Source organism: Streptomyces sp. IBSBF 3136, from assembly GCF_036815105.1.
Lineage (GTDB): Bacteria > Actinomycetota > Actinomycetes > Streptomycetales > Streptomycetaceae > Streptomyces.
This window is the reverse complement of sequence record NZ_JAJSZC010000031.1, coordinates 21,949-39,741: the sequence shown is the minus strand read 5'-3', so window position 1 is coordinate 39,741 and position 17,793 is coordinate 21,949. Positions and strand designations below refer to the sequence as shown.

Annotated in this window: 20 protein-coding genes; 3 read left to right on the top strand and 17 right to left on the bottom strand. The window is 69.7% G+C overall.

Going from position 1 to position 17,793, the window contains the following annotated elements:
* Positions 1-140: 140 nt before the first annotated feature.
* The 4 genes from V7E45_RS09900 to glmS all read right to left on the bottom strand — a co-directional run bounded on the left by V7E45_RS09900 (position 141) and on the right by glmS (position 4,479).
* Positions 141-1,571 (bottom strand): NAD(P)H-hydrate dehydratase, encoded by a 1,431-nt coding sequence (locus tag V7E45_RS09900; RefSeq protein WP_333773715.1) that lies wholly within the window; start codon positions 1,569-1,571, stop codon positions 141-143.
* A gap of 76 nt (positions 1,572-1,647) precedes the next feature.
* Complete coding sequence (locus tag V7E45_RS09895; RefSeq protein WP_317444897.1) at positions 1,648-2,019, bottom strand: holo-ACP synthase; 372 nt, start codon at positions 2,017-2,019, stop codon at positions 1,648-1,650.
* 96 nt (positions 2,020-2,115) lie between these two features.
* Positions 2,116-2,604 (bottom strand): NUDIX domain-containing protein, encoded by a 489-nt coding sequence (locus V7E45_RS09890; protein ID WP_333773714.1) that lies wholly within the window; start codon positions 2,602-2,604, stop codon positions 2,116-2,118.
* Positions 2,605-2,631: 27 nt separating this feature from the next.
* The gene (glmS, locus tag V7E45_RS09885; RefSeq protein WP_333773713.1) at positions 2,632-4,479 is read right to left on the bottom strand and encodes a glutamine--fructose-6-phosphate transaminase (isomerizing); all 1,848 of its coding nucleotides are present in this window, start codon (positions 4,477-4,479) and stop codon (positions 2,632-2,634) included.
* A gap of 180 nt (positions 4,480-4,659) precedes the next feature.
* Between glmS and coaA the strand changes: the two genes are divergently transcribed.
* Positions 4,660-5,628: a type I pantothenate kinase gene (gene coaA / locus V7E45_RS09880; protein WP_443056000.1), complete on the top strand. Its 969-nt coding sequence runs from the start codon at positions 4,660-4,662 to the stop codon at positions 5,626-5,628.
* Between the two features lie 16 nt (positions 5,629-5,644).
* Entirely contained in the window at positions 5,645-6,586 is a 942-nt protein-coding gene (locus V7E45_RS09875; protein WP_333773711.1) for a DUF389 domain-containing protein, read from the top strand.
* A 73-nt stretch (positions 6,587-6,659) separates the two neighbouring features.
* Here the strand turns inward: V7E45_RS09875 and glmM are convergent, their stop codons facing one another.
* The 3 genes from glmM to rplM form a co-directional block, all read right to left on the bottom strand.
* Positions 6,660-8,018, bottom strand: a complete 1,359-nt coding sequence (gene glmM, locus V7E45_RS09870) for a phosphoglucosamine mutase (RefSeq protein WP_333773710.1) — start codon at positions 8,016-8,018, stop codon at positions 6,660-6,662.
* Positions 8,019-8,196: 178 nt separating this feature from the next.
* Positions 8,197-8,709, bottom strand: a complete 513-nt coding sequence (gene rpsI, locus V7E45_RS09865; protein ID WP_333773709.1) for a 30S ribosomal protein S9 — start codon at positions 8,707-8,709, stop codon at positions 8,197-8,199.
* A gap of 45 nt (positions 8,710-8,754) precedes the next feature.
* Complete coding sequence (rplM, locus tag V7E45_RS09860; RefSeq protein ID WP_020941688.1) at positions 8,755-9,198, bottom strand: 50S ribosomal protein L13; 444 nt, start codon at positions 9,196-9,198, stop codon at positions 8,755-8,757.
* Positions 9,199-9,497: 299 nt separating this feature from the next.
* Between rplM and V7E45_RS09855 the strand changes: the two genes are divergently transcribed.
* Positions 9,498-10,376 carry a hypothetical protein gene (locus V7E45_RS09855; RefSeq protein WP_333773708.1) on the top strand — a complete coding sequence of 293 codons (879 nt, stop codon included), beginning with the start codon at positions 9,498-9,500 and terminating at the stop codon, positions 10,374-10,376.
* 3 nt (positions 10,377-10,379) lie between these two features.
* On the opposite strand, the gene truA is transcribed toward V7E45_RS09855, so the two are convergent.
* The 10 genes from truA to secY form a co-directional block, all read right to left on the bottom strand.
* A complete protein-coding gene (gene truA / locus V7E45_RS09850) occupies positions 10,380-11,231 on the bottom strand; it encodes a tRNA pseudouridine(38-40) synthase TruA (protein WP_333773707.1) in 852 nt (283 codons plus the stop codon).
* A gap of 74 nt (positions 11,232-11,305) precedes the next feature.
* Positions 11,306-11,800: a 50S ribosomal protein L17 gene (gene rplQ / locus V7E45_RS09845; protein ID WP_333773706.1), complete on the bottom strand. Its 495-nt coding sequence runs from the start codon at positions 11,798-11,800 to the stop codon at positions 11,306-11,308.
* Between the two features lie 190 nt (positions 11,801-11,990).
* Positions 11,991-13,013: a DNA-directed RNA polymerase subunit alpha gene (locus tag V7E45_RS09840; RefSeq protein WP_003966937.1), complete on the bottom strand. Its 1,023-nt coding sequence runs from the start codon at positions 13,011-13,013 to the stop codon at positions 11,991-11,993.
* 150 nt (positions 13,014-13,163) lie between these two features.
* Positions 13,164-13,568, bottom strand: coding sequence for a 30S ribosomal protein S11 (gene rpsK, locus V7E45_RS09835; RefSeq protein ID WP_003956432.1), 405 nt, complete (start codon positions 13,566-13,568; stop codon positions 13,164-13,166).
* A 70-nt stretch (positions 13,569-13,638) separates the two neighbouring features.
* Complete coding sequence (gene rpsM / locus V7E45_RS09830) at positions 13,639-14,019, bottom strand: 30S ribosomal protein S13 (protein ID WP_031167100.1); 381 nt, start codon at positions 14,017-14,019, stop codon at positions 13,639-13,641.
* Positions 14,020-14,207: 188 nt separating this feature from the next.
* A complete protein-coding gene (gene rpmJ, locus V7E45_RS09825) occupies positions 14,208-14,321 on the bottom strand; it encodes a 50S ribosomal protein L36 (RefSeq protein ID WP_003974245.1) in 114 nt (37 codons plus the stop codon).
* A gap of 58 nt (positions 14,322-14,379) precedes the next feature.
* Complete coding sequence (infA, locus tag V7E45_RS09820) at positions 14,380-14,601, bottom strand: translation initiation factor IF-1 (protein WP_003948620.1); 222 nt, start codon at positions 14,599-14,601, stop codon at positions 14,380-14,382.
* A gap of 162 nt (positions 14,602-14,763) precedes the next feature.
* Positions 14,764-15,600 carry a type I methionyl aminopeptidase gene (gene map / locus V7E45_RS09815; RefSeq protein WP_333773705.1) on the bottom strand — a complete coding sequence of 279 codons (837 nt, stop codon included), beginning with the start codon at positions 15,598-15,600 and terminating at the stop codon, positions 14,764-14,766.
* Positions 15,601-15,724: 124 nt separating this feature from the next.
* A complete protein-coding gene (locus tag V7E45_RS09810; RefSeq protein WP_333773704.1) occupies positions 15,725-16,390 on the bottom strand; it encodes an adenylate kinase in 666 nt (221 codons plus the stop codon).
* Entirely contained in the window at positions 16,390-17,703 is a 1,314-nt protein-coding gene (secY, locus tag V7E45_RS09805; RefSeq protein WP_333773703.1) for a preprotein translocase subunit SecY, read from the bottom strand. The genes V7E45_RS09810 and secY overlap by 1 nt, the downstream gene beginning before the upstream one ends.
* Positions 17,704-17,793: the final 90 nt, after the last annotated feature.

The window sequence follows — 17,793 nt, the reverse complement described above, 5'->3', positions numbered from 1 at the left end:
ACCCGCGTGGTCAGCGGAGCCTGCGGAGCGCCCCCGCGCGGCTTCGGCCCCGGGCACCCGGCCACGCCCACCGGCCCGCACCGCGAACTGCCCCAAGGGCCTGTTGCGAACATGGCAGAGGGCCACTCTCGCGACAGGCCCTAGTCCCACACGTCCCGCCACGCCTCCGGGATCCGCGCCGCGACGTCGTGTGCCCCCACCGGCGCGCCCCGCGCCGCGAACCGCCCCGCGAGCCCGTGCAGGTAGGCCGCGACACTGCCCGCGTCGAGCGCGCGGAGACCGGCCGCCAGCAGCGAGCCGGCGAGTCCGGACAGCACGTCCCCGCTTCCGGCGGTGGCCAGCCAGCCGGTCCCGGTGGAGTTCACCCGCACGGCCCCGCCGCCGGGGTCGGCGACCAGAGTCGTGGACCCCTTCAGCAGCACGGTCGCCCGGTAGACGGCGGCCAGTTCCCGCACCGAGGCCAGCCTGGCCGCCTCGACCTCCTCGCGCCGCACCCCGAGCAGCGCGGCCGCCTCACCGGCGTGCGGGGTCATCAGCGTCGGTGCCGTGCGCGAGCGCACCGCGTCCCGCTCCGCCAGCCGCAGCCCGTCGGCGTCGACCAGCACCGGCACCTCGGCGGCCAGCACCTCCGCCACGGTCGCCGCGTCGTCCCCGGCGCCGGGCCCGACCACCCACGCCTGCACCCGCCCCGCCCGGTCCGGACCCCCGTCCGACACCAGGGTCTCCGGGAACCGCGCGAGGACGGCGTCCCCGGCGGGCCCGACGTACCGCACGGCGCCCGCGCCACCGCGCAGCGCCCCGGACACGGCGAGCACGGCGGCCCCCGGGTACCGCGCCGAGCCCGCGGCGATCCCGACTACGCCCCGCCGGTACTTGTCGCTCTCCACCGCCGGGGACGGCAGCAGCCGCGCCACGTCGGCGTGCTGCAACGCCTCCAACTCGGCCCCGGGCGGCAGTTCGAGCCCGATGTCGACCAGCCGGACCGAACCGGCGTGCTCACGCGCCGGGTCGACCAGCAGCCCCGGCTTGTGCGTACCGAAGGTGACGGTGAGGTCGGCCCGGATCGCGGCCCCGCGCACCTCGCCGGTGTCCGCCTCCACCCCGCTCGGCAGGTCCACGGCGACGACCGCCGCCCGCGACCGCCCCACCACCGTGGCCAGCGCCTCGGCGTCCGGCCGCAGCCCGCCCTTGCCCCCGATACCGACGATGCCGTCGAGGACGAGGTCGGCCCGCTCGATCAGCTCCTCCTCGGAACCCGGTGCCGCGACGGAGCCTCCGGCGCGCCGCAACGCGGCGAGCCCCGGGGAGTGGGTGCGCCCGGGCGCGAGCAGTACGGCCGTGACCCCCGCGCCCCGCCGGGCGAGCCGCGCGCCCGCGTACAACGCGTCGCCGCCGTTGTCCCCGCTGCCCACGAGCAGCACCACCCGGCTGCCGTACACCCGCCCGAGCAGGTCGGCGCAGGCGGCCGCCAGCCCTGCGGCGGCCCGCTGCATCAGCGCTCCCTCCGGCAGCCGCGCCATCAACGCCCGTTCGGCCGCCCTTACCGTCTCCACGCTGTACGCAGTACGCATGGCATCGAGTCTGCCCCGGAAGGACGGTCGCCCACACTCGGACCACCCGGACCGGCCCAGAGGTCGGCCGAGCGCGCTACCCCTCCGCGACCACCACCGCCGAGGCGACACCCGCGTCATGACTGAGCGACACGTGCCAGGACCGCACGCCGAGTTCGGCCGCCTTCGCGGCCACCGTGCCCGTGACCCGCAGCCGGGGCTGCCCGCTGTCCTCGACGTACACCTCGGCGTCGGTCCAGTGCAGCCCCGGCGGGGCGCCCAGCGCCTTGGCCAGTGCCTCCTTGGCCGCGAACCGCGCCGCGAGGGACGCGATGCCGCGCCGCTCGCCGCTGGGCAGCAGCAACTCGCTCTTGACGAACAGCCGATCGGCCAGCCCAGGCGTCCGGTCCAGCGATGCCCGGAACCGGTCGATCTCGGCGACGTCGATTCCGACCCCGATGATGCTCATGCGGGGCAGCCTACGGCGGGCAGCGGCACCGCGACGGCCGCCCACCCCGCTCGCGACCGACGGGCCGACGGGCGGACGGGCCGACGGGCCGACGGACTAGGGCTCCTGGCGCAGCGCCCGGGCGACGAGGTCGTGGACGAGGAACTCGCCGGGACGGCGGTTCTCCTTGAGGCGTTCGAGGTCGCCGGGGCCGAACCAGTCGTAGGCGGTGTGCTTGGACCGTTCGAGGGCGGGACGGTCCAGGTCGCCCTCGACGTCCACGAGATAGTCGGCCTCGTGCCGCAGTCCGAGGCCGTCGTCGCCGTGCCAGGTGGTGGTGCCCAGGTGGCGGCGCACCCGGCTCAGGCGCCACCCCGTCTCCTCCTCGACCTCCCGTGCGAGGGCGTCCAGGAGGGCCTCCCCCGGCTCGACATGGCCGCCCACGATGTCCCAGGAGTCGGGGAACAGCCGCCGCAGTGGGCTCCGCTTCTGCGCGAAGGCACCGCCGGGGCCGAGGATGACGGCCCCGACGGCCCACAGCTCGCCCGGCGCGGGAACGGGTACCTCGACGCCGGGGTCCACCCGGTACGACTCAGCTGCGGCCATGGGCGACAGCGTAGGCCCGGCGGCGCCTCACTCGACCGTCACGGACTTGGCCAGGTTGCGCGGCTGGTCCACCTCGTTGCCGCGGGCCGTGGCCAGTTCGCAGGCGAACACCTGGAGGGGCACGCTGGCCACCAGTGGCTGGAGCAGGGTGGGGGTGGCCGGGATCCGGATCAGGTGGTCCGCGTACGGGACCACCGCCTCGTCGCCCTCCTCCGCGATCACGATCGTCCGCGCCCCGCGGGCCCGGATCTCCTGGATGTTGGAGACGATCTTGTCGTGGATCACGGACCGTCCGCGCGGTGAGGGGACCACCACGACCACCGGCAGGTCCTCCTCGATCAGCGCGATCGGGCCGTGCTTCAGCTCGCCCGCCGCGAAGCCCTCGGCGTGCATGTAGGCGAGTTCCTTCAGCTTCAGGGCGCCTTCGAGGGCGACCGGGTAGCCGACGTGCCGGCCCAGGAACAGCACCGTGTTCTTGGTGGCCAGGGAGCGGGCGAGCGACCGCACCGGTTCCATGGTCTCCAGCACGCGCTCGACCTCGCCCGAGATCTGGGACAGGTCCCGGATGACGGCACGGATCTCGTCGCCCCACTTGGTGCCCCGCACCTGGCCGAGGTACAGCGCCACCAGGTAGCAGGCCACGAGCTGGGTCAGGAACGCCTTGGTGGAGGCGACGGCCACCTCCGGCCCGGCGTGCGTGTACAGCACGGCGTCCGACTCGCGCGGGATCGTCGAGCCGTTGGTGTTGCAGATCGCCAGCACCTTGGAACCCTGCTCGCGGGCGTGCCGCAGCGCCATCAGGGTGTCCATGGTCTCGCCGGACTGGGAGATGGCGATGACCAGCGAGCGGCCGTCCAGGATGGGGTCCCGGTAGCGGAACTCGCTCGCCAGCTCCACCTCGCAGGGGATGCGGGTCCAGTGCTCGATGGCGTACTTGGCGATCATCCCGGCGTGGAAGGCGGTGCCGCAGGCGACGATGACGACCTTGTCCACCTCGCGCAGCTCCGAGGGGGAGATCCGCACCTCGTCCAGGGTCAGCGAGCCGGCCGCGTCGATCCGACCCAGCAGCGTGTCGGCGACCGCCTTCGGCTGCTCGGCGATCTCCTTGAGCATGAAGTAGTCGTAGCCGCCCTTCTCGGCGGCCGAGGCGTCCCAGTCGACGTGGTACGAGCGGACGTCCGCCTCACGGCCGTCGAATCCGGTCACCGTCACGCCGTCCCGGCGCAGCTCCACCACCTGGTCCTGGCCCAGTTCGATGGCCGAGCGGGTGTGCTCGATGAACGCGGCCACGTCGGAGGCGAGAAACGCCTCGCCCTCTCCGACACCGACCACGAGCGGGGAGTTGCGGCGGGCGCCCACCACCAGGTCCGGCGCGTCCGCGTGCACGGCGACCAGGGTGAACGCGCCCTCCAGACGCCGGCACACCAGCCGCATGGCCTCCGCCAGATCGGCGCAGGAGGAGAACTCCTCGGCGAGGAGGTGGGCGACGACCTCGGTGTCCGTCTCGGAGGTCAGCTCGTGGCCACGCTCGGCGAGTTCGGCGCGCAGCAGCGCGAAGTTCTCGATGATGCCGTTGTGGACGACCGCGACGCGGCCCGCGTTGTCCAGGTGCGGATGGGCGTTCGCGTCCGTGGGTCCGCCGTGGGTGGCCCACCGGGTGTGGCCGATGCCCGTCGACCCCGCCGGCAGCGGCCGGTCGACGAGCTCCTTCTCCAGGTTGACCAGCTTCCCGGCCTTCTTCGCCGCGGCGAGCCCACCGTCCGCCAGCACGGCGACCCCGGCCGAGTCGTACCCCCGGTACTCCAGCCGCTTCAGGCCGGCCATCACGACATCGAGCGCCGACTGCGACCCCACGTATCCCACGATTCCGCACATGCGCGGCAGCCTACGACCCACACCGCTCCCCAACGGGTCACAGCGTGCCCGAAATCGGAAATTCCTGAGGGGCGTGGGGTGTCCCTCATGGACGCACCGGAGGCGCGGCGTGACGTACCCCACCCCGCCGCCCCGTTCAAACTCCGTTAACAATGGACTGTGATCTCACCGGTCTCCTCGATGCCCCGGAGCGCCCACCGGCCAAGGCCGGAGGCGACTCCCTACGTCGACCTCACCCGTGCGGAGTGGAGCGCGCTGCGCGACAAGACGCCGCTGCCGCTCACCGCCGAGGAGGTGGAGAAGCTGCGCGGTCTGGGTGACGTGATCGACCTGGACGAGGTGCGGGACATCTACCTCCCGCTCTCCCGGTTGCTCAACCTGTACGTCGGCGCCACCGACGGGCTGCGAGGGGCGCTGAACACGTTCCTCGGGGAGAAGGGCTCCCAGTCCGGCACGCCGTTCGTCATAGGCGTCGCCGGGTCGGTCGCGGTGGGCAAGTCCACCGTGGCCCGGCTGCTCCAGGCCCTGCTGTCCCGCTGGCCGGAACACCCCCGCGTGGAACTGGTCACCACCGACGGCTTCCTGCTGCCCACCGAGGAGTTGGAGGCCCGCGGCCTGATGTCGCGGAAGGGTTTCCCCGAGTCCTACGACCGCCGCGCGCTGACCCGCTTCGTCGCCGACATCAAGGCCGGCAAGGAGGAGGTCACCGCCCCCGTCTACTCACACCTGATCTACGACATCGTCCCCGACCGGCGGCTGACCGTGCGGCGCCCGGACATCCTGATCGTCGAGGGGCTCAACGTGCTCCAGCCCGCGCTGCCGGGCAAGGACGGCCGCACCCGGGTCGGCCTCGCCGACTTCTTCGACTTCAGCGTGTACGTCGACGCGGGCGCCGACGTCATCGAGCACTGGTACCTCAGCCGTTTCAAGAAGCTGCGCCAGACGGCCTTCCAGAAGCCGGACTCCTACTTCCGCAAGTACACCCAGGTCTCCGAGGAGGAAGCCCTGGACTACGCCCGCACGCTGTGGCGCACCATCAACAAGCCCAACCTGGTGGAGAACATCGCCCCCACCCGCGGCCGCGCCACCCTGATCCTGCGCAAGGGCCCGGACCACAAGGTGCAGCGGCTGAGGCTGCGCAAGCTGTGACCGCTACCCTGCGGGCATGCTGCATCTGCGTCTGATCACACCGTCCGACAAGACGGACGACGTGGTGCGCTTGATCGAGAAGACGGTCGGCACCACACATCTCGCCGTCGTCCCCGGCGCCGCCCGCACCCCGGCCGGGGACGTCGTGATGTGCGACGTGGCCCGCGAGGCGGGCGACGAACTGCTGACGGGGCTGCAGCGGTTGGGCATCGGGAACACCGGCTCCATCGCCGTGGAGAACATCGACCTGTCGCTGTCCGAGCGGGCCGACAAGGCCGAGGCGGAGGCGCCCGGGGAGAGTGCCGACGCCGTGCTGTGGGAGCACCTGAGCGAGGCGACGCACGAGGAGTCGACGCTGTCGGTGACCTACGTCGCCTTCATCACCCTGGCCACCATGATCGCGGCCTGTGGCGTGGTGCTGGACAACGCGATCCTGATCGTGGGCGCGATGGCGGTGGGGCCGGAGTTCGGGCCGCTGGCCGGGATCTGCACGGCGGTGGTGCGGCGGGCCCCACGACTGGCGCTGCGCTCACTGATCGCACTGCTGGTGGGCTTCGCGGCAGCCATGTTGCTGACCTCGGCGTTCAGCCTCTTCATGGACGCGGTGGGACTGTTCAGCAAGGCGCGGCTGGAGGCGGAGCGGCCCAACACCGGGTTCATCTACGCCCCGGACTGGTTCTCGTTCGTGGTGGCCGTCCTCGCCGGGGCCGCCGGCACGCTGTCGCTGACGTCCGCCAAGTCTGATGCCCTGGTCGGTGTCGCCATCTCCGTGACGACCGTGCCGGCCGCCGCCAACGCGGCCGTGGCCCTGATGTACGGCGACGACAACCAGGCCGCGCGTTCGACGGAGCAGTTGCTGCTGAACCTGCTCGGCATCGTCGTCGCCGGCACGCTCACGCTGCTCGCCCAGAAGTGGTTCTGGGCCGTGCAGCGCGAGCGCACCCCGCGACCGGACTGAGGGCCAGTCGCGAAAGTGGCCTCGCCGCCCGAAGGGCGGCCGGCACGGCAGAGGACCGCTCTCGCGGCAGGCCCTAGCCCAGCGCCGACTTCACCGCGTCGGCCAGCCGGCCGGCGACCGACCGGGCCTGGTCGATGTCGGCGGCCTCCACCATCACCCGCACCAGCGGCTCGGTGCCGGAGGGACGCAGCAGCACCCGGCCGGTCTCCCCCAGCTCACGCTCGGCGTCGGCGACGGCGGCGGCCAGGTCGGCCGAGGTCTTCACCCGGGACTTGTCCACGTCCGGCACGTTGATCAGGACCTGCGGCAGCCGCTCCATCACGGACGCAAGCTCCCGCAGCGTACGGCCGGTCTCGGCCACCCGCGCCGCCAGCAGCAGACCGGTCAGCGTGCCGTCACCGGTCGTCGCGTGGTCGAGGACGATCACGTGCCCGGACTGCTCGCCGCCCAGGGCGAAGCCGTGCTGCTTCATCTCCTCCAGCACGTACCGGTCGCCCACGGCCGTCTGCACGAGCCGGATGCCCACCCGCTCCATGGCCAGCTTGAAGCCCAGGTTGGACATGACCGTGGCGACGACGGTGTCGGAGCGCAGCTCCGAGCGCTCGCGCAGCGCCATCGCCAGCACGGCCAGGATCTGGTCGCCGTCGATCTCCTCACCGGTGTGGTCCACGGCCAGGCAGCGGTCGGCGTCCCCGTCGTGCGCGACGCCGAAGTCCGCGCCGTGCTCGACGACCGCGGCCTTCAGCTTGCCCAGGTGGGTGGAGCCGCAGCCGTCGTTGATGTTGAGCCCGTCCGGCTCGGCGCCGATGGTGACGATCTGCGCGCCGGCCCGGGTGAACACCTCAGGCGAGACACTCGCGGCCGCGCCGTGCGCCTCGTCGAGCACGATCTTCAGACCGTCGAGACGGTTCGGCAGCGCCGACAGCAGATGGCCGACGTACTGCTCGAAGCCCTCGTCGTACGACCGCACGCGCCCCACCCCGGCGCCGGTGGGCCGCTCCCAGGGCTCGCCGTGGCGGTGGGACTCGTAGACGCCCTCGATGCGGTCCTCGAGCTCGTCGGCGAGCTTGTGGCCACCGCGCGCGAAGAACTTGATGCCGTTGTCCGGCATGGCGTTGTGGCTGGCGGAGAGCATCACACCGAGGTCGGCGCCGAGCGCGCCGGTCAGGTACGCGACCGCGGGCGTCGGCAGCACGCCGACGCTCAGCACGTCCACGCCGGCGCTCGCCAGGCCGGCCACCACGGCGGCCTCCAGGAACTCCCCGGACGCGCGCGGGTCCCGTCCGACCACGGCCTTCGGCCGGTGGCCCTCGAAGGTGCCCGCCTCGGCCAGCACGTGCGCCGCCGCGACGGACAGGCCGAGCGCCATCTCGGCGGTCAGGTCCGCGTTGGCTACACCGCGCACGCCGTCCGTGCCGAAGAGTCGTCCCACTTGTCCTCCTGAGGAAGCGTCCTTGCTGCCGGAATGATGGCAGACGCCATGCGATCCGATCACACAAGCCTTTGAGCGTCTTGTGTCGTTATACGCCCTTGACTGGGATAAACGAACGCCCCGACGGCACATGTGGCGTGCCGCCGGGGCGTTCGGAGTACGAGCAGGCAGCTGCTGTTTAGCGCTTGCTGTACTGCGGGGCCTTGCGGGCCTTCTTCAGACCGGCCTTCTTGCGCTCGACCGCACGGTCGTCGCGCGTGAGGAAGCCGGCCTTCTTCAGCGGGCCGCGGTTGTTGTCGACGTCCGCCTCGTTCAGCGCACGGGCGACACCGAGACGGAGCGCACCGGCCTGACCGGAGACACCGCCACCCGCGATGCGGGCGATGACGTCGTAACGGCCCTCGAGCTCGAGCACCTTGAAGGGCTCGTTGACTTCCTGCTGGTGCACCTTGTTCGGGAAGTAGTCCTCGAGGGTGCGACCGTTGATCTTCCACTTGCCGGTGCCCGGGACGATCCGGACACGGGCGATGGCGTTCTTGCGGCGGCCCAGGCCGGCGGCCGGCTGGGGCTCACCGAAGCGGGACGCGAGGGACTCGGAGGTGTACTCGCCCTCGACGGGGACGTCCGACTCCGTGGTGTAGCTGTCGATGTCAAGCTCTTCGAGCGGCTGCTCGGCAGTGGTCTCGGCCACGATTCTCCTCAGAAGATTCTGTTCAGTCTTAGGGGGCGGCCGGACTTACTGCGCGACCTGGGTGATCTCGAACGGCACCGGCTGCTGCGCAGCGTGCGGGTGCACGTCACCCTTGTAGACCTTCAGCTTCGAGAGCATCTGACGGCCCAGCGTGTTCTTGGGGAGCATGCCCTTGACGGCCTTCTCGATGGCCTTCTCGGGGTTCTTGTCGAGCAGCTCGTCGTAACGGACGGAGCGCAGACCACCCGGGTAGCCGGAGTGGCGGTACGCCATCTTCTGGGTCCGCTTGTTGCCGGACAGGTGCACCTTGTCGGCGTTGATGATGATGACGAAGTCACCGGTGTCGACGTGGGGGGCGTAGATCGGCTTGTGCTTGCCCCGCAGAAGGGACGCGGCGGTCGTGGCGAGACGACCCAGGACGACGTCCTGAGCGTCGATGACGTGCCACTGGCGCGTCACATCGCCGGGCTTGGGGCTGTACGTACGCACGGTTCGTAGCCTTCGCTTCGAGTGAATGGTCCTGAACAGGTCACCGAAACGATCACGACAGCCCTGACCGCACCACGGTTGACGCAAACCGCGTGCTGGTCGCTGGTCATCGGCCCGGTGGACCGGTGTAAGGGCCCGTCCCGTGAGAATGAGCAAGCCAATACACAACGAAGAAGCAGGTTACCTGCACGGGCCCGGACGGGTCAAAACGAGGCCCTTCCCCCTCATGTCGGCGGACAAACGCGGCATGCCGACCGACGCGGTCCTGTACCCCGGAACCCACGTCTAAGATGCGCCCCATGAGTTACGGGCAGGGGGGACCCCAGTCTCAGTGGGATCCCTGGAAACCTAATTCCCAGCAGCCGTGGAGCAGCGGCGGCGACGACGGGACTCCGGACTGGGCCGCGCTCGCCGAGGCATCGGAGACGCGGAACAAGCGCCGCAGGCTGCTCTTCATCGGCGGCGGTGTGCTCGCCACGATCGGCGTCGGGACCGCCGTGGCGATGGCCGTCGTGTCCGCGAACGGGGACGACAACGCCTCCGGCAACCCCACCAGCCTGCCCGCGACCGCCTCGCTGCCCAGCGGCTCCGCCACGGCGCCGTCCTTCGCTCCGACCAGCGCCCCGCCGCCGCTGGACCCGAAGGACTTCATATCCAGCGCCAAGAAGGACACCGCGCCGCTGAGCCCCGAGACGCTCTTCCCGGGCACGCAGCTCACCGTGGGCGACACGGTGTACAAGAAGGGCGCCACGGCGGACGCGAAGAACTGCTCCACCGGCGCCGACGGCACCCTGCCCAAGATCCTCACCGCCAACGGCTGCACCCGGCTGCTGCGGGCCAGCTACGTGAAGGACGGGGTCGCCGTCACCGTCGGCGTCGCCGTCTTCGACACGGCGGCCCAGGCCGAGAAGGCCAAGGGCCAGACCGACGGCCGGAGCATGGTGCTCTCGCTGGCCGGCAAGGGCGTCAAGCCCTTCTGCAACGCCGCGATCTGCCGCTCCACGCGCAACGCCTACGGCCGCTACGCCTACTTCACGATCAGCGGCTTCACCAACGGCAAGAACGTCACCAAGAAGGACACGGACGTCTTCCGCACCGGTGACGACCTCCAGCAGTTCACCGCGAACCAGATCTACCGCCGCGGCCAGGCCCAGGCCTCCTCGGCGGCGAACCGGTAGCGCTCAGCAGCAGCCCGCCGACGGCAGCGACCGCTTGTTCCTGGCCTCCCTGTTCCGGGCGGCCAGGAGGTCGTCGGCGGGGTAGCCGACCTCCTCCAGGGTCAGCCCGTGCGGGCGCACGACGTGTACGGCGGAGTCCCGCACACCCGCGGCCAGCACCTTCCCGGGCCACTCCGGCCCGCGGTGCCCGTCGCCCACGAACAGCAGCGCGCCGATCAGCGAGCGCACCATGTTGTGGCAGAACGCGTCCGCCCGGACCGTGGCGGTGACGACGCCGTCGCCGCCCCGCACCAGGCTCAGCTCCTGGAGCGTGCGGATCGTGGTCGCGCCCTCGCGCCGCTTGCAGTACGCGGCGAAGTCGTGCTCCCCCAGCAGGGCCCGCGCGGCCTCGTTCATGGCGTCCACGTCGAGCGGCCAGTCGTGCCACAGCACATGGCCGCGCAGCAGCGGGTCCACGCCACCGGGGTTGTCGGTGACCCGGTAGGCGTAGCGCCGCCAGATCGCCGAGAAGCGCGCGTTGAAGCCGTCCGGCGCCTCACCGACCCGCCATACCCGCACGTCCTTGGAGAGCCGCCCGGCCAGCCGCTTGAGCAGCTTCTCGCGGTGCTCGGCCCACAGCTCGGCGGGCAGATCGACGTGCGCCACCTGGCCGCGCGCGTGCACACCGGCGTCGGTCCGCCCGGCCACGGTCAGCTCGTACGTCTCCTTGGACCGCGTCACCGTGCGCAGGGCGTCCTCGATCTCGCCCTGCACGGTCCGCTTGCCGCCGGCCTGCTTGGCCCAGCCGTGGAAGCCGGAGCCGTCGTAGGACAGGTCGAGGCGGACGCGGACATGACCGGGCTGTACTTCACTCACAGACAGATCCTCTCAGTACGCGAAAGCGGGCCCGCCCCGAAGGGCGAACCCGCTTTCCAGCGTCAGGCAGAGCCTCAGGCGTCCTTGGACTCCTCGGCCGGAGCCTCGGCGGCGTCCTCGACCTTGGTCTCCTCGACCTGGGTCTCGTCGGCCTCCTTGACCGCGCGCTTGGTGGCGGCCTCGGCCTCACCCACGGCCTTCTGCTGCACCGTCAGCGCCTCGACCAGCTCGATGACGGCCATGGGCGCGTTGTCGCCACGGCGGTTACCGATCTTGGTGATGCGCGTGTAGCCACCCGGACGGTTCTCGTACCGCGGGCCGATCTCGGTGAAGAGCGTGTGGACGATGCTCTTGTCCGTGATGACCTGGAGCACCTGACGGCGGTTGTGAAGGTCGCCCTTCTTCGCCTTGGTGACCAGACGCTCGGCGTACGGGCGCAGGCGGCGGGCCTTCGCCTCGGTGGTGGTGATGCGGCCGTGCTCGAACAGCGACTTCGCGAGGTTCGCGAGGAGCAGCTTCTCGTGCGCGGCGCTGCCGCCCAGACGGGCACCCTTGGTGGGCTTCGGCATTATCTTCTCCTGTGTGTCTGCCCCGGCCGTGTCAGGTACCGAGGTCAGTATCCGAGCAGACGGTTGTCTGTCGAAGATCCGGGCGCCTTCTCAGACACCCGGAGGGCCCGCGCCCCATAGGGGCGCGGGGAACTGCGCGACCAGCCACGGCCGGCCCGCAGCCGCAGAACCGGTGCTCCTCGCGGAGCGCTCAGTACTGCTCGGTCTCGACGAAACCGGCATCCGCGTCGTCGTCCGCACCAAAGGCGTCCGCGGCGGCGGTGGGGTCGAATCCGGGCGGGCTGTCCTTGAGGGCCAGGCCCATGCCGGCCAGCTTCGCCTTGACCTCGTCGATCGACTTCGCACCGAAGTTGCGGATGTCGAGCAGGTCGGCCTCCGAGCGGGCGACGAGCTCACCCACGGAGTGGATGCCCTCGCGCTTGAGGCAGTTGTACGACCGAACGGTGAGCTCCAGCTCCTCGATCGGCAGCGCCAGGTCCGCGGCCAGGGCGGCGTCCGTCGGGGACGGGCCCATGTCGATGCCCTCGGCGTCGATGTTCAGCTCGCGGGCGAGACCGAACAGCTCGACCAGGGTCTTGCCGGCCGACGCCATGGCGTCACGGGGACGCATGGCCTGCTTCGTCTCGACGTCGACGATCAGCTTGTCGAAGTCGGTGCGCTGCTCGACACGGGTGGCCTCGACCTTGTACGTGACCTTGAGCACGGGGCTGTAGATGGAGTCGACCGGGATACGGCCGATCTCCTGGCCCACCTGCTTGTTCTGCACGGCGGAGACGTAGCCGCGACCGCGCTCGACGGTCAGCTCCATCTCCAGCTTGCCCTTGCCGTTGAGCGTGGCGAGGACCAGGTCGGGGTTGTGGACCTCGACACCGGCCGGGGGCGCGATGTCGGCGGCGGTGACCAGACCCGGGCCCTGCTTGCGCAGGTACATCACGACCGGCTCGTCGTGCTCCGAGGAGACGACCAGCTGCTTGATGTTGAGGATCAGGTCGGTGACGTCCTCCTTGACGCCCGGCACGGTGGTGAACTCGTGCAGCACGCCGTCGATCCGGATGCTGGTGACAGCGGCACCGGGGATCGAGGAGAGGAGGGTACGGCGGAGGGAGTTGCCGAGGGTGTAGCCGAAGCCCGGCTCCAGCGGCTCGATCACGAACCGGGAGCGGAACTCGTCGACGACCTCTTCGGTCAACGAGGGACGCTGAGCGATCAGCATGTGTGGATCAGATCCTTCATTCGTGGACGCCCGCTATTTGACGCCCGACGGAAACCGCACCTGTGAGAAGTGCGGGTACTGCAAGGGTACGGGCGGTACGCCCCGAAGGAGCCGTACCGCCCGAGTACCGCTGGCCGCGAGAGCGACGCGTCAGACGCGGCGACGCTTCGGCGGACGGCAGCCGTTGTGCGGGGTCGGGGTGACGTCCTGGATGGAGCCGACCTCGAGGCCCGTGGCCTGCAGGGAGCGGATCGCGGTCTCACGACCGGAGCCCGGGCCCTTGACGAACACGTCGACCTTGCGCATGCCGTGCTCCTGGGCGCGGCGGGCAGCCGACTCGGCGGCCATCTGCGCGGCGAACGGCGTGGACTTCCGGGAGCCCTTGAAGCCGACGTGGCCGGCGGAGGCCCAGGAGATCACGTTGCCCGACGGGTCCGTGATGGACACGATCGTGTTGTTGAACGTGCTCTTGATGTGCGCGTGGCCGTGAGCGACGTTCTTCTTTTCCTTGCGGCGCACCTTCTTGGCAGCGCCCTGACGACCCTTGGGGGGCATCTACAAACTCCTACGGGGAGGTGGTCGGTCCTACAGCGAAGACCGCTGATGAAGCGTTGTCCGCTGAGGACTACTTCTTGCCCGGCTTCTTCTTGCCGGCGATGGCGCGACGCGGGCCCTTGCGGGTGCGGGCGTTCGTGCTGGTGCGCTGACCGCGGACAGGCAGACCACGACGGTGACGGAGACCCTGGTAGCAGCCGATCTCGACCTTGCGGCGGATGTCGGCCTGGATCTCGCGACGGAGGTCACCCTCGGTCTTGATGTTGTTGTCGACGTACTCGCGGATCGCGACCAGCTGCTCTTCGGTCAGGTCACGGACGCGGGTGTTCGGGTCGATACCGGTCTCCGCCAGCGTCTGCTGGGAGAGGGTCCGGCCGATGCCGAACACATAGGTGAGGGCGACCTCCACGCGCTTTTCGCGCGGGATGTCAACACCGGAAACGCGTGCCATTCAATGGCTCCTGGTGAATCTTCGGAGGTCTTCCGCAGAACCGGTTCCCGGCCGCCGTACCAGGTACGAACCGGGTCCCCGGCCTCCGAACCGGGGGTGTCGAGCCCAGGGGCTCGGGTTCTGCGTATGAACAATTCAGCTTGCGTCGCGCGAAACTCTGCGATGAATGCAGAGGGATCGGTCGTGCGTCAGCCCTGGCGCTGCTTGTGGCGCGGGTTATCGCAGATGACCATGACCCGACCGTGACGGCGGATCACCCTGCACTTGTCGCAGATCTTCTTGACGCTCGGCTTGACCTTCATTGGTGAGGTTCTCCGGGTCAGTGCCATCGCTCCGGGAGGCCCGGGGCGCGGGCAAGATCTACTTGTAGCGGTAGACGATCCGGCCACGCGTCAGGTCGTAAGGAGACAGCTCCACCACGACCCGGTCGTCAGGGAGGATACGGATGTAGTGCATACGCATCTTGCCGCTGATGTGTGCCAGGACCTGGTGGCCGTTCTGGAGCTCGACCTTGAACATGGCGTTCGGCAGAGACTCGACGACAGTGCCCTCGATCTCGATGGCACCTTGCTTCTTGGCCACGCTTCGCCCTTCGAATCGACTACCTTGATCGACTCTCTGGGCCGCCCCGATGGGCGGCTGCGAGCGCATGCGGACATGCGGGTGCACGAGAGCCGACGAGTCAGTCTACGTCAGCGCACCCGGAAACACGAATCGGGGAAGTCTGCCCCGTGACGGAGATCCTCATGCAAGAGGGTCGGGAGCGGTCGTGACGCCGTACTCGGCGAGCTTCGCCCGGCCGCCGTCGGGAGCCGTCAGGACCAGGGGGCCCGCTTCGGTGAGCGCGACCGAGTGCTCCCAGTGCGAGGACCAGGTGCCGTCCGTGGTGATGACCGTCCAGTCGTCGGACAGGACCTCGGTGCGCGGGGTGCCGAGGGAGACCATCGGCTCGATCGCGAGGCAGAAGCCGGGCACCAGCTTGGGGCCCTTTCCGCGGCGGCGGTCGACGTAGTTCAGCAGGTGCGGGTCCATGTGCATCTCGGTGCCGATGCCGTGGCCGCCGTAGTCCTCGATGATCCCGTACTTGCCGCCGCCGGGCTTGGGCTGGCGGCGGATGTACGTCTCGATGGCCCGGGAGACGTCCACCAGGCGATTGCCCTGCTTCATGGCCGCGATACCGGCCCACATCGACTCTTCCGTCACCCGGGACAGCTCGATCAGCTCCGGGGCGTGACCGGAGCCCACGAACGCGGTGTAGGCCGCGTCGCCGTGCCAGCCGTCGACGATCGCGCCGCAGTCGATGGAGATGATGTCGCCGTCCTTCAGGACGACGTCCTCGGAGGGGATGCCGTGGACGACCACGTCGTTGACCGAGGTGCAGATGGTGGCGGGGAAGCCGCCGTAGCCGAGGAAGTTCGACTTGGCGCCGTGCTCGGCGAGCACCTTGCGGGCGACCTCGTCCAGGTCCCTGGTGCTGGCGCCCGGCACGGCCGCCTCCCGGGTGGCCGCGTGGAGCGCGGCGACGACCAATCCCGCCGCACGCATCTTGGCGATCTGCTCGGGGGTCTTGATCTGCACCATGAGGGTCCTGCGCTCTCCGTCACACGTCGGCTGGGTTACGTACACAACACTACGGCCGCGGCGCCCTGGCAGTCCCCCCGAACGGAGGTCCGGGGAAGGGCACCGCGGCCGGAAGGACCGCGCTCTACTTGTTCTCGGCCTTCTCGCGCTTCAGGGCGTCCAGCGCCCGCTCGGTGACCTCGTCGACCGGGCCGAGCGCGGAGATCGTGCGGACCAGGCCCTGCGACTTGTAGTAGTCGATGATCGGCTCGGTCTGCGTGTGGTAGACCTCCAGCCGCTTGCGGACGGTCTCCTCGGAGTCGTCGTCGCGCTGGTACAGCTCACCGCCGCAGACGTCGCAGACGCCTTCCCGCTTCGGCCGGCTGTACGTCACGTGGAACACGTGGGAGGAGTCGTTGCGGCAGATGCGCCGGCCCGCGATCCGCTTGACGACCTCGGCCTCCGGGACCTCCAGGTCCAGGACGGCGTCCAGCGTGATGCCCTCGGTCTGCAGCAGCTGGTCCAGCGCCTCGGCCTGCGAGACGTTGCGCGGGAAGCCGTCCAGCAGGAAGCCGCCCTCCGCGTCCGGCTGCTCCATGCGGTCCTTCGCCATCGCGATGGTCACCTCGTCGGGGACGAGGTTGCCGGCGTCCATGTAGGACTTCGCGAGCTTGCCCAGCTCGGTCTGCTGGCTGATGTTGGCCCGGAACAGGTCGCCCGTGGAGATGTGCGGGACGGCCAGCTTCTCTGCGAGCCGTACGGCTTGCGTTCCCTTACCAGCACCCGGCGGCCCGACGAGGACGATACGCATCAGCGGAGGAACCCTTCGTAATTGCGCTGCTGGAGCTGGCTCTCGATCTGCTTCACCGTCTCCAGGCCGACACCCACGATGATGAGGATGCTGGTCCCGCCGAACGGGAAGTTCTGGCTTGCGCCGAAGCCGACCAACGCCATTGTCGGTACGAGAGCGATCAGACCCAGATACAGCGAACCCGGCCAGGTGATCCGGTTGAGCACGTAGCTGAGGTACTCAGCGGTCGGTCGGCCAGCCCGGATGCCCGGGATGAAGCCACCATACTTCTTCATGTTGTCGGCGACTTCCTCGGGGTTGAAGGAGATCGCCACGTAGAAGAACGCGAAGAACACGATGAGCAAGAAGTACATCGTGATGTAAATCGGGTGATCACCCTTGGTCAGATTCTGCTCGACCCAGGTCTTCCAGCCCGACTTGCCCCCGGCGAACTGCGCGACGAGCGCCGGAATGTACAGCAGCGACGAGGCGAAAATGACGGGAATCACACCCGCCTGGTTCACCTTGAGCGGGATGTACGTGGACGTACCGCCGTAGGAACGCCGGCCGATCATGCGCTTCGCGTACTGCACCGGGATGCGGCGCTGGGCCTGCTCGACGAAGACCACGAGCGCGACCATGACCAGGCCGACCAGGATCACGGTGCCGAACTCGATCCAGCCGCCGGCCAGCGTGCCCTGCTTCTTGATGGCCCACAGGGCGGACGGGAAGGTGGCGGCGATCGAGATGAACATCAGGATCGACATGCCGTTGCCGATGCCGCGGTCGGTGATCAGCTCACCGAGCCACATGACGACCGCCGTACCGGCGGTCATGCAGATGACCATGGTGATCGTGGTGAAGATCGCCTGGTCCGGGACGATGGAGTTGGCGACCGGGCAGCCGCTGAACAGCGCGCCGCTGCGCGCGGTGGCCACCAGACCGGTCCCCTGGAGGATGGCGAGCGCCACCGTCAGGTAACGGGTGTACTGCGTGATCTTCGCGGTACCCGCCTGGCCCTCCTTCTTGAGGGCTTCGAGGCGCGGGATGACCACGGTCAGCAGCTGAAGGATGATGCTGGCCGTGATGTACGGCATGATGCCGAGCGCGAAAATCGTGATCTGCAGAAGCGCGCCACCGCTGAACATGTTGACCAGTCCGAAGAGACCCTGGTTGGCGGACGCCTCGTCCATGCACTGCTGGACTGCCTTGTAGTCGACGCCGGGGATCGGAATGTGGGTACCCATCCGGTACACCACGATGATGGCCAGCGTGAAGAGCAGCTTCTTACGCAGGTCGGGCGTCCTGAACGCCCGGGCGAACGCGGTGAGCACGGTGCCTCCTGCGACCCCCGCGCAACTGCGTCAAGGGTGACGGTCTTGAGGTTCGACGAATGACTAACGGCCAACTGCCGCTCAGAGTGC

Bases quoted from the DNA above. Each gene is read 5' to 3' on its own strand.
- V7E45_RS09895 (WP_317444897.1), bottom strand. From the start codon at position 2,019: ATGAGCATCATCGGGGTCGGAATCGACGTCGCCGAGATCGACCGGTTC.
- rpmJ (WP_003974245.1), bottom strand. From the start codon at position 14,321: ATGAAGGTCAAGCCGAGCGTCAAGAAGATCTGCGACAAGTGCAGGGTG.
- rpsM (WP_031167100.1), bottom strand. From the start codon at position 14,019: ATGGCACGCGTTTCCGGTGTTGACATCCCGCGCGAAAAGCGCGTGGAG.
- V7E45_RS09900 (WP_333773715.1), bottom strand. From the start codon at position 1,571: ATGCGTACTGCGTACAGCGTGGAGACGGTAAGGGCGGCCGAACGGGCG.
- V7E45_RS09855 (WP_333773708.1), top strand. From the start codon at position 9,498: ATGAGTTACGGGCAGGGGGGACCCCAGTCTCAGTGGGATCCCTGGAAA.
- rpsK (WP_003956432.1), bottom strand. From the start codon at position 13,568: ATGCCCCCCAAGGGTCGTCAGGGCGCTGCCAAGAAGGTGCGCCGCAAG.
- V7E45_RS09810 (WP_333773704.1), bottom strand. From the start codon at position 16,390: ATGCGTATCGTCCTCGTCGGGCCGCCGGGTGCTGGTAAGGGAACGCAA.
- coaA (WP_443056000.1), top strand. From the start codon at position 4,660: ATGCCCCGGAGCGCCCACCGGCCAAGGCCGGAGGCGACTCCCTACGTC.
- map (WP_333773705.1), bottom strand. From the start codon at position 15,600: ATGGTGCAGATCAAGACCCCCGAGCAGATCGCCAAGATGCGTGCGGCG.
- V7E45_RS09890 (WP_333773714.1), bottom strand. From the start codon at position 2,604: ATGGCCGCAGCTGAGTCGTACCGGGTGGACCCCGGCGTCGAGGTACCC.
- V7E45_RS09875 (WP_333773711.1), top strand. From the start codon at position 5,645: ATGCTGCATCTGCGTCTGATCACACCGTCCGACAAGACGGACGACGTG.
- glmS (WP_333773713.1), bottom strand. From the start codon at position 4,479: ATGTGCGGAATCGTGGGATACGTGGGGTCGCAGTCGGCGCTCGATGTC.
- V7E45_RS09840 (WP_003966937.1), bottom strand. From the start codon at position 13,013: ATGCTGATCGCTCAGCGTCCCTCGTTGACCGAAGAGGTCGTCGACGAG.
- rplQ (WP_333773706.1), bottom strand. From the start codon at position 11,800: ATGCCGAAGCCCACCAAGGGTGCCCGTCTGGGCGGCAGCGCCGCGCAC.